Consider the following 20,836-nt stretch of genomic DNA (forward strand, 5'->3'; position numbering starts at 1 on the left):
AATCATTACCAGCAACAACTCTTGATTGACTGGGCCGCCGGCAACTGAAAAGTGGGAATAAGATAAGTTTTCTTTACGGGGAAGTAAAATCCCGTATGCGCTCAATCGTCAAAATTTCGCCATATTTCCTGGATATCCTCCATCAGATATCCACGATAGAGCAAAAATCGCTGTATCTTAACCTTTTCTGAAAATGCGCCAGGCAGCGGTTCACCATATTTACGACAGGCCTGATCGCGTGCGAGGACGCTCCAGTCAATCTCACATTCCCGCATTGCTTTTTCCGTCGATTCACGGGCAATGCCCTTTTGATTCAACTCCTGGCGAATGCGCGCCGGACCATAGCCTTTACGGCTGCGGCTGGCGATAAAGCGGGCGATAAACCGATCGTCATCGAGATACTGATGCTCGTAACACCAGGCAATCACTCGTTCATAATCTTCCGCAGTCGCATCAATCTCTTCCGGTCCATTTTTCCCCATCACCGGGGCGGCAAGTTTACGTCGCAACTCTTGTTCGCTGTGGTCACGAACCGCGAGGATACGTATTGCGCGATCTAACAGCCGGGAATACGCGGGTCGGCGCGGTGTGGGTTCACTCATAACAACCTTCGAAATCAGAAATGCAAAAAGGGCTGCATCAATGCAGCCCTTGAGTGTAATTCAACTTTTTGCCGGATGGCAGTGTTGCGTTATCCGGACGGACGACACCTGACGATTAAAAATCTTCGTTGGTTTCCGCAACGCCTTCACCGTCATCAACAGCGAAGTCAGGTTTGGCATCCTGGTTATTGAGCAGCATTTCGCGAACTTTCTTCTCAATTTCCTTCGCAGTCGCCGGGTTGTCTTTCAGCCAGGTGGTTGCATTCGCTTTACCCTGACCAATTTTCTCGCCGTTGTAGCTGTACCAGGCGCCCGCTTTCTCGATCAGCTTCTCTTTCACGCCCAGGTCAACCAGTTCGCCATAGAAATTGATGCCTTCACCGTAAAGGATCTGGAATTCAGCCTGTTTAAACGGTGCCGCAATTTTGTTTTTCACCACCTTCACGCGGGTTTCGCTGCCCACCACGTTATCGCCCTCTTTCACCGCGCCAATACGACGGATATCCAGACGAACAGAAGCGTAGAATTTCAGTGCGTTACCACCGGTCGTGGTTTCCGGGTTACCGAACATCACACCAATTTTCATACGGATCTGGTTGATGAAGATCAGCAGCGTGTTGGACTGCTTCAGGTTACCGGCCAGTTTACGCATCGCCTGGCTCATCATACGCGCCGCGAGGCCCATGTGAGAGTCACCGATTTCGCCTTCGATTTCCGCTTTCGGCGTCAGTGCCGCTACGGAGTCAACAACGATAACGTCGACAGCGCCAGAACGCGCCAGCGCATCACAGATTTCCAGCGCCTGTTCACCGGTGTCCGGCTGAGAACAGAGCAGATTGTCGATATCAACGCCCAGCTTACGTGCATAGATCGGGTCCAGCGCGTGTTCTGCATCGATAAACGCACAGGTTTTACCTTCGCGCTGCGCCGCGGCAATCACCTGCAGCGTCAGCGTGGTTTTACCGGATGATTCCGGCCCGTAGATTTCGACGATGCGGCCCATCGGCAGGCCGCCTGCGCCCAGCGCGATATCCAGTGAAAGCGAACCTGTGGAGATCGTTTCCACATCCATAGAACGGTCTTCACCCAGGCGCATGATGGAGCCTTTACCGAATTGCTTTTCGATCTGGCCCAGCGCTGCCGCCAACGCTTTCTGTTTGTTTTCGTCGATAGCCATTAATTACTCCTGTCATGCCGGCTGAAACCGGATAGTGATTCTGTACTGTTGTCGCAATTATACTGTATAGTCATACAGTATCAAGTATTTTGTAGAAATTGTTGCCACAGGGTTTGCAGCGCATAAACCGTGGCTTGCCGACGCACCGCCTCACGGTCGCCGTGAAAGCATTCCCGGCGGGTAATCCCTTCTCCGCGCGCGCTGGCGAAGGCAAACCAGACGGTGCCGACCGGTTTCTCTTCGCTGCCGCCATCCGGCCCGGCGATCCCGCTGATGGAAACCGCAAAATCGGCACGTGCCGCTTTCAGTGCGCCAATCGCCATCTCAACCACTACCGGTTCACTGACCGCGCCATGCTGCGCCAGCGTCTCTTCCCGCACGCCGATCATCTGCGATTTTGCTTCGTTACTGTAGGTGACAAAACCGCGCTCAAACCAGGCGGAGCTGCCAGCAATATCGGTAATGGCTTTCGCCACCCAACCGCCGGTGCAGGACTCTGCGGTAGTCACCGTCGCACCACGCGCTTTCAGCGCCAGCCCGACCTGTTCACTTAACTGCATCAGTTCACTGTCAGTCATATCAGCCTCTGTCAGTTAAAAAATATGCCGGACAAGATAACACTTTCCCAACGGAGATGGGGATGAGGTAACAATTTTACGAGGGGGATTCCGAAAAAACGAGTGAGGCCCAGGGAAGCCGAAGCAACCCTGGGTAAAAACCATTATTGCACGCGCGCCAGCGCCACTGCCTGACCTAACTGCCACACCGCCATCGCGTAATGGGTGCTGTGGTTGTAGCGGGTAATAGCATAGAAGTTCGGCAAACCGTACCAGTACTGGTAGCCGGTACCAATATCCAGGCGCAGCAGGCTCACCTGCTGATGGTTGCCCAGCGGTTGTTGCGGCGTGAGTCCGGCGGCCGCCAGTTGAGAAAGGCTGTACTGCGTTTTAAAGCCATTCGCCAGTCCCGGTGCCTGACCGTTCGCCATCACCGCCACCGCGTCGCCCTTCACCCAACCGTGCGCTTTGAAGTAATTCGCCACGCTACCGATAGCATCGACCGGATCCCACAGGTTGATGTGGCCGTCGCCGTTGAAATCTACCGCGTACTCTTTATAAGACGACGGCATGAACTGTCCGTAACCCATCGCGCCAGCAAAGGATCCTTTCAAATCTAACGGGTCATCCTGTTCGTTACGCGCCATCAGCAGGAACGTCTCCAGCTCGCCGGAGAAGTACTCCGCACGACGTGGGTAGTTAAACGACAGCGTCGCCAGCGCGTCCAGAATGCGCGTTTTTCCCATCACGCGGCCCCAGCGGGTTTCCACGCCAATAATGCCCACGATGATCTCCGGCGGAACGCCGTAAACCTGCCAGGCACGGTTGAGCGCATCTTCATACTGATTCCAGAATGCCACGCCGTTTTGCACGTTATCCGGGGTAATGAACTGTTTGCGATAGCGTAGCCATGCGCCGTTAGGTCCGGCCGGCGGCTGCGTGGTCGGCGCCTGCCTGTCCATCAGACGCAAAACGTAATCCAGGCGCTTCGCCTGTGACAGGATCTCCTGCAACTGCTGACGATTAAAACCGTGCTTGTTCACCATCTTATCGATGAACTGCTGCGCATTCGGGTTATTGGCAAAGTCGCCCCCCATCTGCATAACGTTGTGCTGGGGCTCAAGCAGGAAGCCGCCGGAAGGCGTGCCCGTTGTCGTTTGAGGCTCTTGAGGTTTCGGTTTGCTACTACAGGCAGCAAGTAACACAAACAGGGGAAGTAATGCTACATAACGACGCTTGAACATGAGACATCCATTAAACAGATTCAGCCAGAGAGAAGTATGGTAAAGCATCCCCCGTCATACAAGGAAGCACCAGACGCGCTCCGTCACACAATTTACGTATCACGTCCCCTCGTTTGATCGTCAGTACATTCTTTCCTTTCCACAAAAACTTTCAACTTAAAATATTTTACTTTCATTTTGAGATCAAAATAACACTTTTATTTCTTTCAATCTGATTAAAATAAGTCACCCATTCGCAAGATAACTAAAAATCCCTACAGGAGAGAACAATGATCGAAACCATTACACATGGAGCAGAGTGGTTCATCGGGCTGTTCCAGAAAGGTGGAGAGGTGTTTACCGGGATGGTCACCGGCATTCTTCCACTGCTGATCAGCCTGCTGGTCATCATGAATGCGCTGATCAACTTTATCGGCCAGCAGCGAATCGAACGCTTCGCCCAGCGCTGCGCCGGGAATCCGTTGTCCCGCTACCTGATTTTGCCTTTTATTGGCACGTTTGTGTTTTGTAACCCCATGACCCTGAGTCTGGGCCGCTTCATGCCAGAGAAATACAAGCCCAGCTATTACGCAGCCGCTTCTTACAGCTGTCACTCAATGAACGGTCTGTTCCCGCATATCAACCCTGGCGAACTGTTCGTTTACCTCGGCATTGCCAGCGGCCTGACCACGTTAGGTCTCCCGCTCGGGCCACTGGCCGTGAGCTATCTGCTGGTCGGAGTGGTCACCAACTTCTTTCGTGGCTGGGTCACGGACCTCACAACCGCCATCTTTGAGAAAAAGATGGGTATCCAACTTGAGCAGAAAGTCCACCTTGCAGGAGCAGCATCATGACGCGTATTCGAATTGAACGAGGAACTGGCGGCTGGGGTGGCCCGTTAGAGCTGGACGTGACCGCCGGAAAGAAAATTGTCTATATCACCGCAGGCACTCGCCCGGCGATTGTCGACAAACTGGCGCAGTTAACCGGCTGGAAGGCTGTCGATGGCTTTAAAGAGGGAGAACCGCCTGAAGACGAAATTGGCGTTGCCATCATTGACTGTGGCGGGACGCTGCGTTGTGGCATCTATCCTAAACGCCGTATTCCGACCGTGAACATTCACTCAACCGGGAAATCCGGCCCGCTGGCCCAGTATATTGTTGAAGACATTTATGTCTCTGGCGTCAGGGAAGACAATATCACCGTCATCAGCGACGCGTCTGCTGCACCGCAGCCGCAATCACAACCGGCAAGCGCTACCGCCGGGCGTGATTACGACAGCAGCAAAAAAATCACCGAACAGAGCGATGGCCTGTTAGCAAAAGTCGGCATGGGGATGGGGTCGGCGGTGGCCGTGCTGTTCCAGTCCGGTCGCGACACCATCGATACGGTTCTGAAAACCATTCTGCCGTTCATGGCATTCGTCTCGGCACTGATCGGCATCATCATGGCCTCGGGTCTGGGTGACTGGATCGCCCATGGCCTGGCGCCGCTTGCCAGCCATCCGTTGGGTCTGGTGACGCTGGCGCTGATCTGTTCGTTTCCACTGCTGTCGCCGTTCCTCGGCCCAGGTGCGGTCATTGCGCAGGTTATCGGCGTTCTGATCGGCGTGCAAATTGGCCTGGGCAACATCCCGCCGCATCTGGCGCTGCCCGCCCTGTTTGCCATTAACGCCCAGGCAGCCTGTGACTTTATTCCGGTCGGTCTGTCGCTGGCAGAAGCCCGTCAGGACACCGTTCGCGTCGGCGTGCCGTCGGTACTGGTGAGCCGCTTCCTGACGGGGGCGCCCACCGTTCTCATCGCCTGGTTTGTTTCCGGCTTTATCTATCAATAAGAGGTGTCGACATGACCGTTATTTATCAGACCACCATCACCCGTATCGGCCAGAGCGCACCGAATGCGCTCTGCGACCAGATGCTGATTACCTTTCGTGAAGGCGCGCCTGCGGATATCGAGGAGTTTTGCTTTATCCATTGTCATGGCGAACTGAACGGCCCGCTGCAGCCCGGCGCCCAGTTCGAACTGGGTCAGCATCGTTATCCGGTCACTGCCGTTGGCAGTGTGGCCGAGCAGAATTTACGTGAACTGGGGCATATAACCCTGCGCTTCGATGGGCTGAGCGAAGCGGAATTTCCCGGCACCGTGCATGTCGCGGGGCCTGTACCGGACGATATCGCACCGGGCTGTATTTTGAAGTTTGTCGCTTAAGGAGAGAAAAATGAATCAGGTTGCCGTTGTCATTGGTGGAGGACAGACCCTGGGGGCGTTCCTCAGCCGTGGGCTTGCAGCAGAAGGGTATCGCGTTGCGGTGGTAGATATTCAGAGTGATAAAGCCGCAAACGTTGCACAGGAGATTAACGCAGAATTTGGCGAAGGCATGGCCTACGGTTTCGGCGCCGACGCCACCAGCGAACAGAGCGTGCTCGCACTCTCTCGCGGTGTGGATGAAATCTTTGGCCGCGTGGATCTGCTGGTTTACAGCGCCGGGATTGCGAAAGCAGCATTTATCAGTGATTTCCAGCTCGGTGATTTTGACCGCTCGCTGCAGGTGAATCTGGTCGGCTACTTCCTCTGCGCACGTGAATTCTCCCGTCTGATGATCCGCGATGGTATTCAGGGACGTATTATTCAGATCAACTCCAAATCCGGTAAAGTGGGCAGCAAGCACAATTCCGGCTATAGCGCGGCGAAGTTTGGCGGCGTGGGGTTAACGCAGTCGCTGGCGCTGGATCTGGCGGAATATGGCATTACCGTGCATTCGCTGATGCTCGGCAACCTGTTAAAGTCACCGATGTTCCAGTCGTTGCTGCCGCAGTACGCCACCAAGCTGGGTATCAAGCCAGACGAAGTGGAGCAGTATTACATTGATAAGGTTCCGCTGAAGCGCGGCTGCGACTATCAGGATGTGCTGAACATGTTGTTATTCTATGCCAGCCCGAAAGCGTCGTACTGCACCGGGCAGTCAATCAACGTTACCGGTGGACAAGTAATGTTTTAATGGGTATCGCCCGGTGGCGATACGCTTACCGGGCCTACCCGCTGGCCGGATAAAGTAAAACCGCCGTCTGGCAAAATAAAAGGAGCAACATATGGTATCTGCACTCGTTACTGTCGCCGTCATTGCCTGGTGTGCACAACTGGCGCTGGGATACTGGCAAATATCGCGCTTTAACAATGCATTTGACCGGCTTTGCCAACAGGGACGTGTCGGCGTAGGGCGTTCAGGAGGACGTTTTAAACCGCGCGTCGTGGTCGCCGTCGCTGTCGATGACAATCAGCGAGTCACCGATACGTTATTTATGAAAGGTCTCACCGTATTCGCCAGACCAGGAAAAATCGCCGACATTCAGGGCAAACATCTTAATGAATTACAGCCTGATGTGATCTTTCCCCATGATCCGCTATCGCAGAATGCACTATCATTGGCGCTTAATCTGAAACATGGGTAATTTCGTTGTGAATGCTATTAGCTTGCGAAATTATCATTTCGCAAATTTAATTCAGGGTTATTTCGCCTATGAAACCTCGTCAGCGTCAGGCCGCCATTCTGGAGCATCTGCAAAAACAGGGTAAAAGCTCTGTGGAAGAACTGGCCCAGTACTTTGACACCACGGGCACGACCATTCGCAAAGATCTTGTCGTTCTGGAAAATGCCGGTACCGTCATTCGCACCTATGGCGGCGTGATGTTAAATAAAGATGAGTCCGATCCGCCTATCGATCACAAAACGCTGATCAATACGCATAAGAAAGAGCGTATTGCTGAAGCTGCGGTCCGCTTTATCCATGATGGCGACTCCATCATTCTGGATGCCGGGAGTACCGTGCTACAAATGGTGCCGATGCTTACCCGCTTTAGCAATATCACCGTCATGACCAACAGCCTGCACATTGTCAACGCGCTGTCCGAGTTAGACAACGAACAAACCATCCTGATGCCTGGCGGAACATTTCGTAAAAAATCGGCCTCATTTCACGGACAACTGGCCGAAAACGCCTTTGAGCAGTTCAGTTTTGATAAACTCTTCATGGGCACCGACGGTATTGATCTCAGTGCCGGCGTGACCACCTTTAATGAGGTTTACACCGTCAGCAAAGCGATGTGTAACGCCGCTCGCGAAGTCATTCTGATGGCGGACTCATCAAAGTTTGGCCGCAAGAGTCCGAATGTTGTGTGCAGTCTGGAAAGCGTCGACAAACTGATTACCGACGCGGGTATTGATCCCGCATTTCGTCAGGCGCTGGAAGAGAAAGGGATTGAAGTGATCATAACCGGAGAAACCAATGAGTGATGCACTACTGAACGCGGGCCGTCAGACGTTAATGCTGGAATTACAGGAAGCAAGCCGTCTGCCGGAACGTCTGGGCGATGATTTTATCCGCGCCGCCAATACCATTATCCACTGTGAAGGCAAAGTGATTGTCTCAGGTATCGGCAAATCGGGCCATATTGGTAAGAAAATCGCCGCGACGCTCGCCAGTACCGGCACCCCGGCCTTTTTTGTTCACCCTGCCGAAGCGCTGCATGGCGATCTGGGGATGCTCGAAAGCCGTGACGTGATGTTGTTTATCTCCTATTCCGGCGGCGCAAAAGAGCTGGATCTCATCATCCCGCGTCTGGAAGATAAATCCATCGCCCTGCTGGCAATGACCGGCAAACCCAATTCACCGCTGGGTCTGGCGGCGAAGGCTGTTCTGGATATCTCCGTTGAGCGCGAAGCCTGCCCGATGCACCTGGCGCCGACCTCCAGCACCGTCAATACCCTGATGATGGGCGACGCGCTGGCGATGGCGGTTATGCAGGCACGCGGCTTCAATGAAGAAGATTTTGCCCGCTCGCATCCGGCCGGTGCGTTGGGCGCGCGTTTGCTTAATAAAGTGCATCACCTGATGCGCCGTGACGATGCTGTCCCGCAGGTTCAACTTGCCACCAGCGTGATGGACGCGATGCTGGAATTAAGCCGTACCGGTCTGGGTCTGGTCGCCGTTTGCGACGACCAGATGCAGGTGAAAGGCGTCTTTACCGACGGCGACCTGCGTCGCTGGCTGGTTGGCGGCGGCGCGCTCACCACGCCGGTCAGTGAAGCGATGACCCACAACGGCATCACCTTGCAGTCAGAAAGCCGGGCGATTGATGCCAAAGAGATCCTGATGAAACGCAAAATTACCGCCGCGCCGGTGGTGGATGAAACCGGTAAGCTCACCGGCGCCATCAACCTGCAGGATTTCTATCAGGCCGGGATACTCTAATCCTTCAGCCCCAGACGCTTCGCCAGCCGGTGCAGGTTGGCGACATCCGTTTCAAGTGCCCGGGCGCTGGCCGCCCAGTTGTGATTATTTTGCGCCAGCGCCTGGCGAATCATTTCCCGCTGGAACGCCTCCGTCGCATCACGCAGATTGTGATTGCGCGGTAAACCCGCTGTCACTTCCGGCTGCGGCGTCATGGCCTCCTCCTGCAACGCGAAATGCTTCGCTTCCAGTACCACTTCGTCTCCGGATCGGGTCGCGCGCGCCAGCACTACCGCCCGATGAATCGCATGTTCCAGTTCACGCACGTTACCCGGCCAGCCGTAATTCAGCAGATGGCTACGCGCCCCAGGACTGAGCACCACGCGGGAAAGCCCCAGTCGTAATCGACACTGCTCGCAAAAATAACCCGCCAGCAACACCACATCTTCCCCACGCTCCCGTAGCGGGGGAACCAAAAGCGGAAACACGCTCAGACGATGAAACAGATCGGCACGAAAACGTCCCGCCAGCACCTCTTCACGCAGATCGCGATTCGTTGCTGCCAGCACGCGCACATCCACGCGCAGGCTGCGGTCATCGCCGACGCGCTGAATATCGCCATACTGCAATACGCGCAGCAGTTTGGCTTGCAGAGCCAGCGACAGTTCACCAATTTCATCGAGGAATAACGTGCCGTTATCGGCCATTTCAAATTTGCCGCTACGGTTGCTGATGGCCCCGGTGAATGCCCCTTTCACATGACCAAACAGTTCGCTCTCCGCCACGCTTTCCGGCAGCGCGGCGCAGTTCAGGTAGACCAACGGGTTGACCGCGCGAGGTGAACCTTCGTGAATCGCCTTCGCCACCAGTTCTTTCCCGGTACCAGTTTCGCCGCTGATTAACACGTTAAGATCGGAGCCTGCCACAATCTCGATCTCTTTTTTCAACTGCATCATGTTCGGCGAGAGACCAATCATCTGCGTCTCTTTTATCTGTTCGAAATCGGTACTCGACCCCGGCAACATATTCTGGCTTTCCAGTTGTTCAATCAGCAGCGCATTGCTCAATGCACCAGCGGCCAGCGCGGCGATGAGCCGTAACTCCTCATCGCTGAAAACATCAAACTGATCCGGCGCCATGCCATCGAGGGTCAGCGCGCCGATCAGGTTCTGCCCGGCAAAAAGCGGCAACCCAATACAGGCATGCACTTTCAGACTCTCCTGCCCCGGGATCAATCCGTCATACGGGTCAGGCAAATCGCTGTCTGCCGGAAAGCGCACCACGTCTCCGGCGCGGGCGATGGCCTCCAGTCGGGGATGCCCTTCGAGGGTAAAACGCCTGCCGAGCACATCACGTGCAAGACCATCAATCGCCAGCGGGATAAACTGGCGCGCCTCATAACGCAGCAACGCAGAAGCATCGCATTCCAGCACCTGGCGCAGCGTAGTAATCAGACGCTGAAAACGATCCTGATGGCCCACTCCGCGCTGTAATTCAATGGCGATCCCCGCCAGAACATCAACAGAAAAACTCATGCTGTCCTCACTGTCATTTTGACAATCCATACTGTCATATTGACTGTGTTATGAATAGTCTTTTTGACTACCACCTAATGGATATAAAATTTTAAATCAATAAAAATCAAATAGATAAAAAATTGGCACGCGACCTGCAATAAGCGAAACAACTTATTTGAACAACGCTAAATGAATTGAGGTTGCTATGTCTATTCTGGTTAAAAATAATATCCATTGGGTTGGCCAACGTGACTGGGAAGTACGTGATTTCCACGGAACCGAATACAAAACGCTGCGCGGCAGCAGCTACAACAGCTATCTCATCCGTGAAGAAAAAAATGTCCTGATCGATACCGTCGATCATAAATTCAGCCGTGAGTTTGTGCAGAACCTGCGTAATGAAATCGACCTCGCAGACATCGATTACATCATTATCAACCATGCGGAAGAAGATCACGCCGGGGCGCTGACCGAGCTGATGACGCAGATCCCGGATACCCCTATCTACTGCACCGCCAACGCGATTGACTCAATTACCGGTCATCATCACCATCCGGAGTGGAATTTTAACGTCGTGAAAACCGGCGACACGCTGGATATTGGTAACGGCAAACAGTTGATCTTCGTGGAAACGCCGATGCTGCACTGGCCGGACAGCATGATGACCTACATGACCGGCGATGCCGTCCTGTTCAGTAACGACGCTTTCGGTCAGCACTACTGCGACGAACGTCTGTTTAACGATGAAGTGGATCAGGCCGAGCTGTTCGAACAGTGCCAGCGTTACTACGCCAATATCCTGACCCCGTTCAGTCGTCTGGTGACGCCAAAAATTACCGAAATCCTCGGCTTCAACCTGCCGGTCGATATGATTGCCACCTCCCACGGCGTGGTCTGGCGCGATAATCCGACCCAGATTGTTGAGCTGTATCTGAAATGGGCGGCGGATTATCAGGAAGATCGCATCACAATTTTCTACGACACCATGTCCAATAACACCCGCATGATGGCGGATGCGATTGCGCAGGGAATTAACGAAGTCGACCCGAACGTGGCAGTGAAAATTTTTAACGTCGCCCGCAGCGATAAAAACGAAATCCTGACCAACGTTTTCCGCTCTAAAGGTGTGCTGGTCGGCACCTCCACGATGAACAATGTGATGATGCCGAAAATCGCCGGTCTGGTGGAGGAGATGACCGGTCTGCGTTTTCGTAACAAACGCGCCAGCGCTTTTGGTTCCCACGGCTGGAGTGGCGGAGCGGTCGACCGCTTATCCACCCGTTTACAGGATGCCGGTTTTGAAATGTCGCTGAGCCTGAAGGCCAAATGGCGCCCGGACCTGGATGCGCTGGAACTGTGCCGCCAGCACGGTCGTGAAATCGCGCGTCAATGGGCGCTCGCGCCGTTGCCGGACGCGACAGTGAAAGCGACAACCAAAGAAGAAGCATGCGCCTGCGCCGCCGCCGCAGCCGACCTCGGTCCGAGCATGCAGTGCAGCGTGTGCCAGTGGATTTACGATCCGGCAAAAGGTGAACCGTTGCAGGATGTCGCGCCAGGTACGCCGTGGAGCGATGTGCCGGACAACTTCCTCTGTCCGGAATGTTCATTAGGCAAAGATGTCTTCGACGTGCTGGCAACGGAGGCAAAATGAGCCGGGGAATTGTCATCATTGGTTCGGGCTTTGCTGCCCGCCAGTTAGTCAAAAACATTCGCAAGCAGGACGCGGATGCCCCGTTAACTCTGATTGCGGCTGACAGCATGGATGAGTATAACAAACCCGATCTCAGTCATGTGATAAGCCAGGCGCAGCACGCCGACGACCTCACCCGTCAGTCGGCGGGAGAGTTTGCTGAACAGTTTGCTCTGCGTCTCTTTCCCCACACCTGGGTCACCGACATTGATGCCGATGCCCACGTGGTAAAAAGCCAGGACAAGCAGTGGCAGTACGACAAACTGGTGCTGGCTACGGGCGCTGCGGCCTTTGTTCCACCGATAGCAGGACGTGAGTTAATGCTCACATTGAACAGCCAGCAGGAGTACCGTGCCTGCGAAACACAGCTACGCGATGCCCAACGGGTGCTGATTGTCGGCGGCGGGTTGATTGGAACCGAACTGGCGATGGATTTCTGCCGCGCAGGTAAAGCGGTCACGCTGATAGATAACGCAGCCAGCCTGCTTGCTTCGCTGATGCCGCCGGAAGTGAGCAGTCGCTTACAGCATCGTCTTACCGATATGGGCGTACACCTGTTGCTGAAATCACAGTTACAAGGGCTGGAGAAAACCGCATCCGGTATTCGTGCAACGTTCGATCGCGAGCGCAGCATTCACGTCGATGTGGTGATTGCCGCCACGGGTCTGCGCCCGGAAACGGCGCTGGCGCGTCGCGCCGGTTTAACCCTCAACCGCGGCGTTTGTGTCGACAGCTACCTGCAAACCAGCCACCCGGATATTTATGCCCTCGGCGACTGCGCGGAGATCAACGCTCAGGTGCTACCATTCCTGCAGCCTATTCAGCTCAGTGCGATGTACCTGGCGAAAAATCTGCTCGGCGGCAACGCGCCGCTGAAGCTGCCTGCCATGTTAGTCAAAATCAAAACGCCAGAACTGCCGCTGCATCTGGCAGGGGAAACCCAGCGTCGCGATCTGAACTGGCACATTGCCGCAGAATCTGACGGCATGGTAGCCAAAGGGATGAACGGTGAAGGACAGCTCTGCGCCTTCGTGGTAAGTGAAGACAGAATGAAGGAGGCTTTCGCCCTGCTGAAAACGTTGCCTCGGCAGGCCGGATAAGACGCTCTGCGTCGCCATCCGGCGCTATCGCCACTGATTGATTAACCTCATGCACACGGAAGTGCGATATTGCTTGTCGTTTCGCCCCGCCTGCCCCGGGGCTTTTTTATGCTTCCGCCATCCCACGCGCCGCAGCAATCACCCCCTGTCCCAGCGACAGTCCACCGTCACCGGCTGGTAACTGCTGCGGGAACAACAGCGTGAAATCCGCCAGATAATAAGCCAGGCGAGCCGACAGTAACCGGTTGTGCATCACCCCACCGCTGAACACCAGCGTGTTGATACCGCGTGCCGTGGCCTGCTCGCGCAGCATCGCGGCAAACCCTTGTGCCAGCACATCGTGGAAAGCCCATGCGCGTTCAGCGGGCGTTGCCTGCCAGTTCAGCCACTGCGACCAGAAGGTTGCCAGATCCAGTTGATTCCCCGTCAAGGGAAGCGTGACCGGATGCTTAACCCCCGCGCATTGCGACGCCAGCGCCTCTAGTGTGCAGGCGGCTTCCCCTTCATAACTGAGCGATTCTGGCGCGCAGTTCAGTGCTGCGGCAACCGCATCGAACAGACGCCCGCAGGACGAGGCCAGCGGTGCGTTAATCCCACGCTCAATCGCTCGCGCCAGCACGTTCCAGTTCTGTCGCTGTAAGTATCGCGTTTCCGGATAGCGCTGCCAGTCCGGCACAAAGCGCAAACACTGCGCTAACAGGTTACGCCAGGGCTGCTTCGCGGCGAGATCGCCACCGGCAAGCGCCACGGCGGGCAATCCACCAAGATGTTCACACTCACGGTAGTTCACCCGCAGACACTCTCCTCCCCACAGCGCGCCCGCGTCACCCATTCCAATGCCGTCCAGCGTCAGGGCGATAACATCGCCACCGTCCAGCGGCCAGCCGTGCTCGGCCAGACAGGCTGCGGCATGAGCATGATGATGCAACACGATCTCCGTTGGCAGGTTCATCTCACTGGCCCACTGGCTGGAGACATACCCCGGATGGGCATCGCGAACAAGGCACTGTGGCGTGAAGTCATAGATAGTCTGGATTAACCGCAGTGCGTCACGCCACTGATGTTGGATCCCATCGTCGCTGAGATCGCCAAGATGCTGGCTGATCACCGCCTGCTCACCGCGAACCAGGCAGAAGGTGTTTTTCAGATCCGCCCCCAGACAGAGTATCGGTGGTATATGATGAAATCCCGGCGGCAACGCCAGCGCGTCCGGGACATATCCCCGCGAGCGACGCAGCATTTCACCGCTTTCACGTACCACGGAATCGTCCATGCGCTGCACGATGTCGCGATTGTGTAACAGGAAACCCTCGGCAATATCCTGCAAATCCTTAATTGCCTGTTCGTTGCTGATGGCCGGCGGTTTACCGCTAAGATTGCCGGAGGTCATTACCAGCGGGCGCTTCAGTGCCTGGAGCAACAGGTGCTGAAGTGGATTGGCGGGCAACATCACGCCAACCTCCGCAAGCCCTGGGGCAATACCGTCACACAGCGAGGAAACATGTTGCTTATCCACCAGCACAATCGGGGCGGCGGGCGTTTTCAGCAGTCGGGTCGCCGCATCCGACAGGCCCGACGCATCCGGCAGCATAACCGCCAGCGGTTTTGCCGGACGGCGCTTACGCGCACGAAGCCGCGCCACGGCATCGCTGTTTCCCGCATCGCAGGCCAGATGAAATCCGCCGATCCCCTTAACGGCAACAACACCTCCGGTCTGTAGCATTTCAACCGCAGCCTGTAATGCCGCCTCTTTTTCCGCCAGGTGTCCGCCGCTCAGCCAGCGCAGATGCGGACCACACGCCGGGCACGCCACCGGCTGGGCGTGAAAACGTCGGTCACTGGGATCGCGATATTCGCTGTCGCATTGCGGGCAGAGCGGAAATGACGCCATCACGGTAAACGGACGATCGTAGGGCATCGCCCGGATAATGGTAAAACGCGGGCCGCAATGGGTGCAGTTGATGAAGGGATAGCGATAACGCCGCTCTCCGGGCGTATTCATTTCGGCAAGACATTCCGGGCACGTCGCGGCATCGGGCACAATCTGGGTGTTCATCGTGCCGCCCGCACTCTGGCGAATGCTGAACTCCGCGGGCGGCTGCGCCCAGCGAAAAGGCTCACTTTCTACGCTGTCGATACGCGCCAATGGCGGACAATGGACATGCAGTTCACGGATAAACAGCGCGGGATCTTCCAGCAATCGAACCACCACGCCATCGCCATCATTACAGACGTCGCCATGCAACTGAAGCTGCTGCGCCAGTTGCCAGACGAAAGGACGAAAGCCGACGCCCTGAACTTTGCCGCGAATACGGAGCTGTATGCCAGAGGGGGTATTTGTTGCCATTGAGTCATTCTCGCCATCATCATTCCCGGAAAGGTATTTTACGAAAATTTCCGGGAATTCCCTTGATACCAGCGCATTTCCTGAGTGATTTTTGCGGCAGGAATCAGAAAAGCAAAGAAGCGGAAGAATCCAGCGCCGCACGACGACGCTTTTCCGCGCTGAGTTGCTCGAGCTTATTACGGTCAACGCAAATCAGGGCATGCGTCGGACAGGCTTCCATACAGGCCGGACCGGCATCGCGGTGATAACAGAGATCGCACTTGTTAGCTTCCGCTTTTTCTGCCCGTACGTTCAGGCCGGCACCGCTATTACGCACAACCGGACGCACCACGACTTCCATTGCACCATATGGACAGGCCACCACGCAGGTTTTGCAGCCAATGCAACGTTCCTGAATGACATGAACAAAACCTTTATCACGGCTGATGGCACCGTTCGGACAGACGTTCGCACACGGCGCGTCCTCGCACTGGCGGCACAGCGTCGCCGTCGAGACATTCACACCTTTGATTACATGAATACGGGGTAAAAAGGTTTCAGGGGTCAGTGACGCGCAGTCCTGGTTTTCCTGATGGGAGACCACGCAGGCCACTTCACAGGTACGGCAACCAATGCACTTATTGGCGTCTGCAATGATGAAACGGTTCATCAAATTCTCCAGCAATGACAGATAATGTGCCGAAACATTCACAAATCATGCCAGTTTTTATCTTGCTGTAATTTAACGATATTTAAAAACAGAGGGTGACCGTTATGGTGTCATCGTCACGAATGACGATGACGGGTGACAATGTTACTGCGCCGCCAACGACATAACGGAATCTCGGCGAATCAACGTGCCGGTGAAGCTTTTCGGTGGCGTAAACGCCCCGCCGTCCAGCATGAAAATGAGTCGGCCAATGGTCTCCTGAATCATCTCCGTCACCGGAATTTTGACGCTGGAAAGCGCCGGTATGGTGTAGGGCGCCATCGCGATATCGTCAAAACCAATCACCGACACCTGCGATGGCACGGCGACCCCTTTGTCATGCAACTGTTTGATGGCCCCAATCGCCATGTCGTCATTGCTGGCCACCAGCGCGCTGAACGTCACGTCGCGAGAAAGCAGCACGTCCACCCCTGCGGCACCGCAGGCCGGCGTCCATTTGCCTTTGACGATCAGGTCGTCATTAACGGCGATGCCATGTCGGGTCAGAGCCTCTTTGTACCCCGACAGGCGTTCAACCCCGGTGGGTGAGTCCATCGAACCGGTGATAAAGGCAATCTGCTGATGGCCTGCGGCAATCAGTTCCGCCACAGCGTTAAAACTGGTCTGCTTTTGATCGCACCAGACGCAGTGGCTACTGTTTTTCCGTAACCGGCGGTTAAGCACCATAATCGGCTGCGAATGGCTGTCGATTATTTTATCGATCTCATCCACGCTGAGAAAACGCGGGTAGATCATGATCGCGTCGCAGCGCAAATCCAGCAGATACTGGATCGCCTGGCGTTCCTCCTCCGCGCTGTGTTTGCCATCGGCAAGCAGAAGCTGACGCCCCTGATCTTCCGCCATCCGCGCGGTATGAAACAGCAATTCGCTAAAATAGACGCCGTGGTAGAGGGTGTTAGTCACCACCAGCCCCAGCGTCTGACTGGTTTTCGCCGCAAGGCTACGCGCCAGCAGGTTAGGCCGATAGCCGCTCTCCTCAATCGCCTGAAATACACGATCCTTCGTCTCCTGGCTGACGTAGCCATTCCCTGAAAGCACCCTGGAGACCGTCGCCTTCGACACCCCGGCCCGCTGCGCTACCTCCAGCATCGTCGTCATAAGTTTTCTTCCTTTTCTCGCAATGAGATGCAGTGTACTTCACTGCCGCGTGGTTGTCCCCGATGCTAAATCACCCCAGAAAACCGTGAGTGATATGAATCACATTTTACGAAAATGAATAAAATTAAATATTGCCCAAATCGAATAAACTATTCATGATTTTGTGGAACCGGTTTCTCATCAGCGTTTCATCACCGACGATCGCTCAGGCGAATGTGCGGCAAAAATAAAACGTACCCTACTGATAAAACAGGATAAAAATCCTATGTCCAAGAATTATGCAGCGCTGGCGCGCTCCGTGGTGACGGCTCTGGGCGGCGTCGACAATATCACCGCAGTGACACACTGCATGACGCGTCTGCGTTTCGTTGTGAAAGATGACACGCTGGTCGACAGTGCCACGCTCAAAACCCTCAGCGGTGTACTCGGCGTCGTTCGCAGCGACAACCAGTGCCAGGTGATTATCGGCAATACCGTCTCCCAGGCGTATCGTGAGGTCGTCAACCTGTTGCCGGGCGATATGCAACCCGCCGAGCCCATTGGCAAACCCAAGCTGACGCTCAGACGCATTGGCGCGGGGATCCTTGATGCGCTAATCGGTACCATGTCGCCGCTGATCCCGGCGATTATCGGCGGATCGATGCTCAAACTGTTGGCAATGATCCTTGAAATGACCGGCGTGCTGGAAAAAGGCTCCTCCACGTTAACGATCCTGACCGTGATCGGCGATGGCGCCTTCTTCTTCCTGCCGTTAATGGTGGCGGCCTCGGCGGCGATTAAATTTAAAACCAACATGTCGCTGGCGATCGCCATTGCCGGGGTGCTGGTGCATCCAAGCTTTATCGACCTGATGGCGAAAGCGGCACAGGGTGAGCACGTTGAATTCGCCCTGATCCCGGTCACCGCGGTGAAATACACCTATACGGTTATTCCGGCGCTGGTGATGACCTGGTGTCTGTCGTACATCGAACGCTGGGTGGATCGCATTACGCCCGCGGTCACCAAAAACTTCCTCAAGCCTATGCTGATCGTGCTAATCGCCGCGCCGCTGGCCATCGTCCTGATTGGGCCGATTGGCATCTGGATTGGTAGCGCGATATCCGCGCTGGTCTATACCATTCACGGTTATCTCGGCTGGCTGTCTGTTGCCATCATGGGCGCGCTGTGGCCGCTATTGGTAATGACCGGGATGCACCGCGTCTTTACGCCAACCATCATTCAGACCATTGCCGAAACGGGCAAAGAAGGGATGGTCATGCCGTCCGAAATTGGCGCCAACCTGTCGCTCGGCGGTTCCTCGTTGGCGGTAGCCTGGAAAACGAAAAACCCGGAACTGCGCCAGACTGCGCTGGCAGCGGCGGCCTCGGCCATCATGGCCGGAATTTCGGAACCCGCGCTCTACGGTGTGGCTGTGCGCCTGAAACGGCCACTGATTGCCAGCCTGATCAGCGGCTTTATCTGTGGCGCGGTCGCCGGGATGGCTGGACTCGCCAGCCACTCAATGGCGGCGCCGGGCCTGTTTACCAGCGTTCAGTTCTTCGATCCGGCGAATCCCATGACTATTGTCTGGGTATTTGGCGTCATGGCGCTGGCGGTGGTGTTGTCATTTGTCCTGACGCTGCTGCTGGGCTTTGAAGATATCCCCGTCGAAGACGCAGCCGCACAGGCACGCAAAAACCAGGCTGCACAACCGTCTACGGTAAAAAGCGCCAGCGTCTGACTGTTATTCACTGAGGTTATTATGGCTGTATTTCCGCAAGGATTTTTATGGGGCGGCGCACTGGCCGCCAACCAGGCTGAAGGCGCATACCGGGAGGGCGGCAAAGGGCTGACCACTGTCGATATGATCCCGCACGGCGAGCATCGCATGCCGGTCAAACTGGGACAGGAGAAACGTTTCCAGCTGCGGAATGATGAATTTTATCCCAGCCATCAGGCGATCGATTTTTACCATCGCTATAAGGACGATATCGCCCTGATGGCGGAAATGGGCTTCACCGTCTTTCGCACCTCGATTGCCTGGAGCCGTATTTATCCCAACGGCGACGAACTGACGCCTAACGAGGAAGGCATTGCCTTCTATCGCTCGGTGTTTGCCGAGTGCAAAAAGTACGGTATTGAACCGCTGGTTACACTGTGCCACTTCGACGTGCCCATGCACCTGGTTACCGAATACGGCTCCTGGCGTAATCGCAAGATGGTGGAGTTTTTCACCCGCTATGCGCGTACCTGTTTTGAAGCTTTTAACGGGCTGGTGAAATACTGGCTGACCTTCAATGAAATCAACATCATGCTGCACAGCCCGTTCTCCGGCGCGGGGTTGGTGTTTGAAGAGGGGGAAAATCAGGATCAGGTGAAATATCAGGCCGCGCACCATGAGCTGATTGCCAGCGCGCTGGCGACGAAAATCGCCCATGAGATTAACCCGCAGAACCAGGTGGGCTGCATGCTGGCGGGCGGTAATTTTTATCCGTACTCCTGCAAACCGGAAGATGTCTGGACAGCGCTGGAAAAAGATCGTGAAAACCTGTTCTTCATTGACGTACAGGCGCGCGGCGCATATCCAGCTTACTCTGCCCGTGTGTTTCGTGAAAAAGGTGTGGTGATTGAGAAAGCCCCGGCAGATGATGCAATCCTGAAAAACACCGTCGATTTTGTCTCTTTCAGCTATTACACGTCGCGCTGCGCGTCGGCTGAGATGAACACAAAGAACAGCAGTGCCGCGAACGTGGTGAAGTCAATGCGCAACCCGTACATCCAGGTCAGCGACTGGGGCTGGGGGATCGACCCGCTTGGACTGCGCATCACGATGAATATGATGTACGACCGCTACCAGAAACCGCTGTTCCTGGTGGAAAACGGTCTCGGGGCAAAAGATGAAATCGATGCCGATGGCCACATTAATGACGATTATCGTATTAGCTATTTGCGCGAACACATCCGTGCGATGGCTGACGCCATTGAGGACGGCGTGCCGCTGATGGGTTACACCACCTGGGGCTGTATTGATCTGGTGGCCGCGTCGACGGGTGAGATGAGCAAACGGTACGGGTTCGTCTATGTCGACCGCGATGATGCCGGCAACGGTACGCTTGCGCGAACGCGTAAAAAATCGTTCTGGTGGTACAAAAAAGTGATCGCCAGCAACGGCCAGGATCTGGCGTAAACAGGATGGCGGATGGCGCTCGCGCTGTCCGCCCCTCCCTTCCCTCGTTACATCATTTGCATTTCGTTTCCGCTATCTCCCTTCCAGTTTTCGGTTTGCCCCTTCCCTTTTTTACTGGCATTTTATACAGGTATTTTCATCTACTCGTGGGCAACAAGGAATCGTTTATGACTATTGAGGCTGGCAGTCCTGAAATCGCTATCATCAGGCCGTTTCGTCGTTTAAAGGTGAGCTATGTCAGAAAGCGCCATGAAGATCCAAAAACCGGCAACACGCGCCGCTATAGCCGGCATGCGTCGTTAACCATTAATGGCGACTGGCTGGAACAGGCGGGTTTTCCGACCGGCACCCTTGTCAATGTGGCGGTAATGCAGGGGAAATTAGTGATCGAACAGGTGAGAGAGGAACAGGCCGGATGAGGT

Annotated in this window: 20 protein-coding genes; 12 read left to right on the top strand and 8 right to left on the bottom strand. The window is 55.3% G+C overall.

The features are described from left to right. Positions 1-101: 101 nt before the first annotated feature. The 4 genes from recX to mltB all read right to left on the bottom strand — a co-directional run bounded on the left by recX (position 102) and on the right by mltB (position 3,580). Positions 102-602 carry a recombination regulator RecX gene (gene recX, locus KI228_RS17085; RefSeq protein WP_061069688.1) on the bottom strand — a complete coding sequence of 167 codons (501 nt, stop codon included), beginning with the start codon at positions 600-602 and terminating at the stop codon, positions 102-104. A gap of 115 nt (positions 603-717) precedes the next feature. Next, positions 718-1,779 carry a recombinase RecA gene (recA, locus tag KI228_RS17090; protein WP_044255092.1) on the bottom strand — a complete coding sequence of 354 codons (1,062 nt, stop codon included), beginning with the start codon at positions 1,777-1,779 and terminating at the stop codon, positions 718-720. An 80-nt stretch (positions 1,780-1,859) separates the two neighbouring features. Next, positions 1,860-2,357: a nicotinamide-nucleotide amidase gene (gene pncC, locus KI228_RS17095; RefSeq protein WP_044266604.1), complete on the bottom strand. Its 498-nt coding sequence runs from the start codon at positions 2,355-2,357 to the stop codon at positions 1,860-1,862. Positions 2,358-2,500: 143 nt separating this feature from the next. Next, positions 2,501-3,580: a lytic murein transglycosylase B gene (mltB, locus tag KI228_RS17100; protein ID WP_042999611.1), complete on the bottom strand. Its 1,080-nt coding sequence runs from the start codon at positions 3,578-3,580 to the stop codon at positions 2,501-2,503. A gap of 269 nt (positions 3,581-3,849) precedes the next feature. Here mltB and srlA point away from each other — a divergent pair, with 269 nt between their 5' ends. The 7 genes from srlA to gutQ all read left to right on the top strand — a co-directional run bounded on the left by srlA (position 3,850) and on the right by gutQ (position 8,808). Continuing rightward, positions 3,850-4,413, top strand: a complete 564-nt coding sequence (gene srlA, locus KI228_RS17105; RefSeq protein ID WP_042999610.1) for a PTS glucitol/sorbitol transporter subunit IIC — start codon at positions 3,850-3,852, stop codon at positions 4,411-4,413. After that, positions 4,410-5,393, top strand: coding sequence for a PTS glucitol/sorbitol transporter subunit IIB (gene srlE, locus KI228_RS17110; RefSeq protein ID WP_042999609.1), 984 nt, complete (start codon positions 4,410-4,412; stop codon positions 5,391-5,393). The genes srlA and srlE overlap by 4 nt, the downstream gene beginning before the upstream one ends. Positions 5,394-5,404: 11 nt before the next feature. Next, positions 5,405-5,767 carry a PTS glucitol/sorbitol transporter subunit IIA gene (gene srlB / locus KI228_RS17115; protein WP_061069687.1) on the top strand — a complete coding sequence of 121 codons (363 nt, stop codon included), beginning with the start codon at positions 5,405-5,407 and terminating at the stop codon, positions 5,765-5,767. Between the two features lie 10 nt (positions 5,768-5,777). Further along, the gene (srlD, locus tag KI228_RS17120) at positions 5,778-6,557 is read left to right on the top strand and encodes a sorbitol-6-phosphate dehydrogenase (RefSeq protein ID WP_042999607.1); all 780 of its coding nucleotides are present in this window, start codon (positions 5,778-5,780) and stop codon (positions 6,555-6,557) included. Positions 6,558-6,648: 91 nt separating this feature from the next. After that, positions 6,649-7,008, top strand: a complete 360-nt coding sequence (gene gutM / locus KI228_RS17125) for a transcriptional regulator GutM (RefSeq protein ID WP_042999606.1) — start codon at positions 6,649-6,651, stop codon at positions 7,006-7,008. 68 nt (positions 7,009-7,076) lie between these two features. Further along, positions 7,077-7,850 (top strand): glucitol operon DNA-binding transcriptional repressor SrlR, encoded by a 774-nt coding sequence (gene srlR / locus KI228_RS17130; protein WP_042999605.1) that lies wholly within the window; start codon positions 7,077-7,079, stop codon positions 7,848-7,850. Continuing rightward, positions 7,843-8,808, top strand: coding sequence for an arabinose-5-phosphate isomerase GutQ (gene gutQ, locus KI228_RS17135; RefSeq protein WP_042999604.1), 966 nt, complete (start codon positions 7,843-7,845; stop codon positions 8,806-8,808). The genes srlR and gutQ overlap by 8 nt, the downstream gene beginning before the upstream one ends. Here gutQ and norR read toward each other — a convergent pair. Then, positions 8,805-10,322, bottom strand: coding sequence for a nitric oxide reductase transcriptional regulator NorR (gene norR, locus KI228_RS17140; protein ID WP_054176945.1), 1,518 nt, complete (start codon positions 10,320-10,322; stop codon positions 8,805-8,807). The two genes, gutQ and norR, sit on opposite strands and share 4 nt — an antisense overlap. A gap of 187 nt (positions 10,323-10,509) precedes the next feature. Here norR and norV point away from each other — a divergent pair, with 187 nt between their 5' ends. Together norV and norW are read left to right on the top strand one after the other, a co-directional pair. Then, positions 10,510-11,955 (top strand): anaerobic nitric oxide reductase flavorubredoxin, encoded by a 1,446-nt coding sequence (gene norV, locus KI228_RS17145; RefSeq protein ID WP_061069685.1) that lies wholly within the window; start codon positions 10,510-10,512, stop codon positions 11,953-11,955. Continuing rightward, positions 11,952-13,094 (top strand): NADH:flavorubredoxin reductase NorW, encoded by a 1,143-nt coding sequence (norW, locus tag KI228_RS17150; RefSeq protein WP_061069684.1) that lies wholly within the window; start codon positions 11,952-11,954, stop codon positions 13,092-13,094. Before norV ends, norW begins: the two co-directional genes overlap by 4 nt. 106 nt (positions 13,095-13,200) lie before the next feature. Here the strand turns inward: norW and hypF are convergent, their stop codons facing one another. From hypF to KI228_RS17165, 3 genes are all read right to left on the bottom strand, one after another. Beyond that, entirely contained in the window at positions 13,201-15,441 is a 2,241-nt protein-coding gene (hypF, locus tag KI228_RS17155; protein WP_061069683.1) for a carbamoyltransferase HypF, read from the bottom strand. Positions 15,442-15,544: 103 nt separating this feature from the next. Then, a complete protein-coding gene (gene hydN, locus KI228_RS17160) occupies positions 15,545-16,090 on the bottom strand; it encodes an electron transport protein HydN (protein WP_061069682.1) in 546 nt (181 codons plus the stop codon). A gap of 144 nt (positions 16,091-16,234) precedes the next feature. Beyond that, entirely contained in the window at positions 16,235-17,248 is a 1,014-nt protein-coding gene (locus KI228_RS17165; protein ID WP_054176948.1) for a LacI family DNA-binding transcriptional regulator, read from the bottom strand. A gap of 265 nt (positions 17,249-17,513) precedes the next feature. On the opposite strand from KI228_RS17165, the gene ascF reads away from it, so the two are divergent. From ascF to KI228_RS17180, 3 genes are all read left to right on the top strand, one after another. Then, on the top strand, positions 17,514-18,968 hold the full coding sequence (gene ascF / locus KI228_RS17170; RefSeq protein ID WP_061069681.1) for a PTS cellobiose/arbutin/salicin transporter subunit IIBC: 1,455 nt from the start codon (positions 17,514-17,516) through the stop codon (positions 18,966-18,968). Between the two features lie 21 nt (positions 18,969-18,989). Continuing rightward, a complete protein-coding gene (locus KI228_RS17175; RefSeq protein ID WP_061069680.1) occupies positions 18,990-20,414 on the top strand; it encodes a 6-phospho-beta-glucosidase in 1,425 nt (474 codons plus the stop codon). 167 nt (positions 20,415-20,581) lie between these two features. Further along, positions 20,582-20,833 (top strand): SymE family type I addiction module toxin, encoded by a 252-nt coding sequence (locus tag KI228_RS17180; RefSeq protein ID WP_042999595.1) that lies wholly within the window; start codon positions 20,582-20,584, stop codon positions 20,831-20,833. Positions 20,834-20,836: the final 3 nt, after the last annotated feature.

It is taken from the genome of Citrobacter amalonaticus (assembly GCF_018323885.1).
GTDB classification, from domain to species: domain Bacteria; phylum Pseudomonadota; class Gammaproteobacteria; order Enterobacterales; family Enterobacteriaceae; genus Citrobacter_A; species Citrobacter_A amalonaticus.

Bases quoted from the DNA above. Each gene is read 5' to 3' on its own strand.
- recX (WP_061069688.1), bottom strand. From the start codon at position 602: ATGAGTGAACCCACACCGCGCCGACCCGCGTATTCCCGGCTGTTAGAT.
- recA (WP_044255092.1), bottom strand. From the start codon at position 1,779: ATGGCTATCGACGAAAACAAACAGAAAGCGTTGGCGGCAGCGCTGGGC.
- pncC (WP_044266604.1), bottom strand. From the start codon at position 2,357: ATGACTGACAGTGAACTGATGCAGTTAAGTGAACAGGTCGGGCTGGCG.
- mltB (WP_042999611.1), bottom strand. From the start codon at position 3,580: ATGTTCAAGCGTCGTTATGTAGCATTACTTCCCCTGTTTGTGTTACTT.
- srlA (WP_042999610.1), top strand. From the start codon at position 3,850: ATGATCGAAACCATTACACATGGAGCAGAGTGGTTCATCGGGCTGTTC.
- srlE (WP_042999609.1), top strand. From the start codon at position 4,410: ATGACGCGTATTCGAATTGAACGAGGAACTGGCGGCTGGGGTGGCCCG.
- srlB (WP_061069687.1), top strand. From the start codon at position 5,405: ATGACCGTTATTTATCAGACCACCATCACCCGTATCGGCCAGAGCGCA.
- srlD (WP_042999607.1), top strand. From the start codon at position 5,778: ATGAATCAGGTTGCCGTTGTCATTGGTGGAGGACAGACCCTGGGGGCG.
- gutM (WP_042999606.1), top strand. From the start codon at position 6,649: ATGGTATCTGCACTCGTTACTGTCGCCGTCATTGCCTGGTGTGCACAA.
- srlR (WP_042999605.1), top strand. From the start codon at position 7,077: ATGAAACCTCGTCAGCGTCAGGCCGCCATTCTGGAGCATCTGCAAAAA.
- gutQ (WP_042999604.1), top strand. From the start codon at position 7,843: ATGAGTGATGCACTACTGAACGCGGGCCGTCAGACGTTAATGCTGGAA.
- norR (WP_054176945.1), bottom strand. From the start codon at position 10,322: ATGAGTTTTTCTGTTGATGTTCTGGCGGGGATCGCCATTGAATTACAG.
- norV (WP_061069685.1), top strand. From the start codon at position 10,510: ATGTCTATTCTGGTTAAAAATAATATCCATTGGGTTGGCCAACGTGAC.
- norW (WP_061069684.1), top strand. From the start codon at position 11,952: ATGAGCCGGGGAATTGTCATCATTGGTTCGGGCTTTGCTGCCCGCCAG.
- hypF (WP_061069683.1), bottom strand. From the start codon at position 15,441: ATGGCAACAAATACCCCCTCTGGCATACAGCTCCGTATTCGCGGCAAA.
- hydN (WP_061069682.1), bottom strand. From the start codon at position 16,090: ATGAACCGTTTCATCATTGCAGACGCCAATAAGTGCATTGGTTGCCGT.
- KI228_RS17165 (WP_054176948.1), bottom strand. From the start codon at position 17,248: ATGACGACGATGCTGGAGGTAGCGCAGCGGGCCGGGGTGTCGAAGGCG.
- ascF (WP_061069681.1), top strand. From the start codon at position 17,514: ATGTCCAAGAATTATGCAGCGCTGGCGCGCTCCGTGGTGACGGCTCTG.
- KI228_RS17175 (WP_061069680.1), top strand. From the start codon at position 18,990: ATGGCTGTATTTCCGCAAGGATTTTTATGGGGCGGCGCACTGGCCGCC.
- KI228_RS17180 (WP_042999595.1), top strand. From the start codon at position 20,582: ATGACTATTGAGGCTGGCAGTCCTGAAATCGCTATCATCAGGCCGTTT.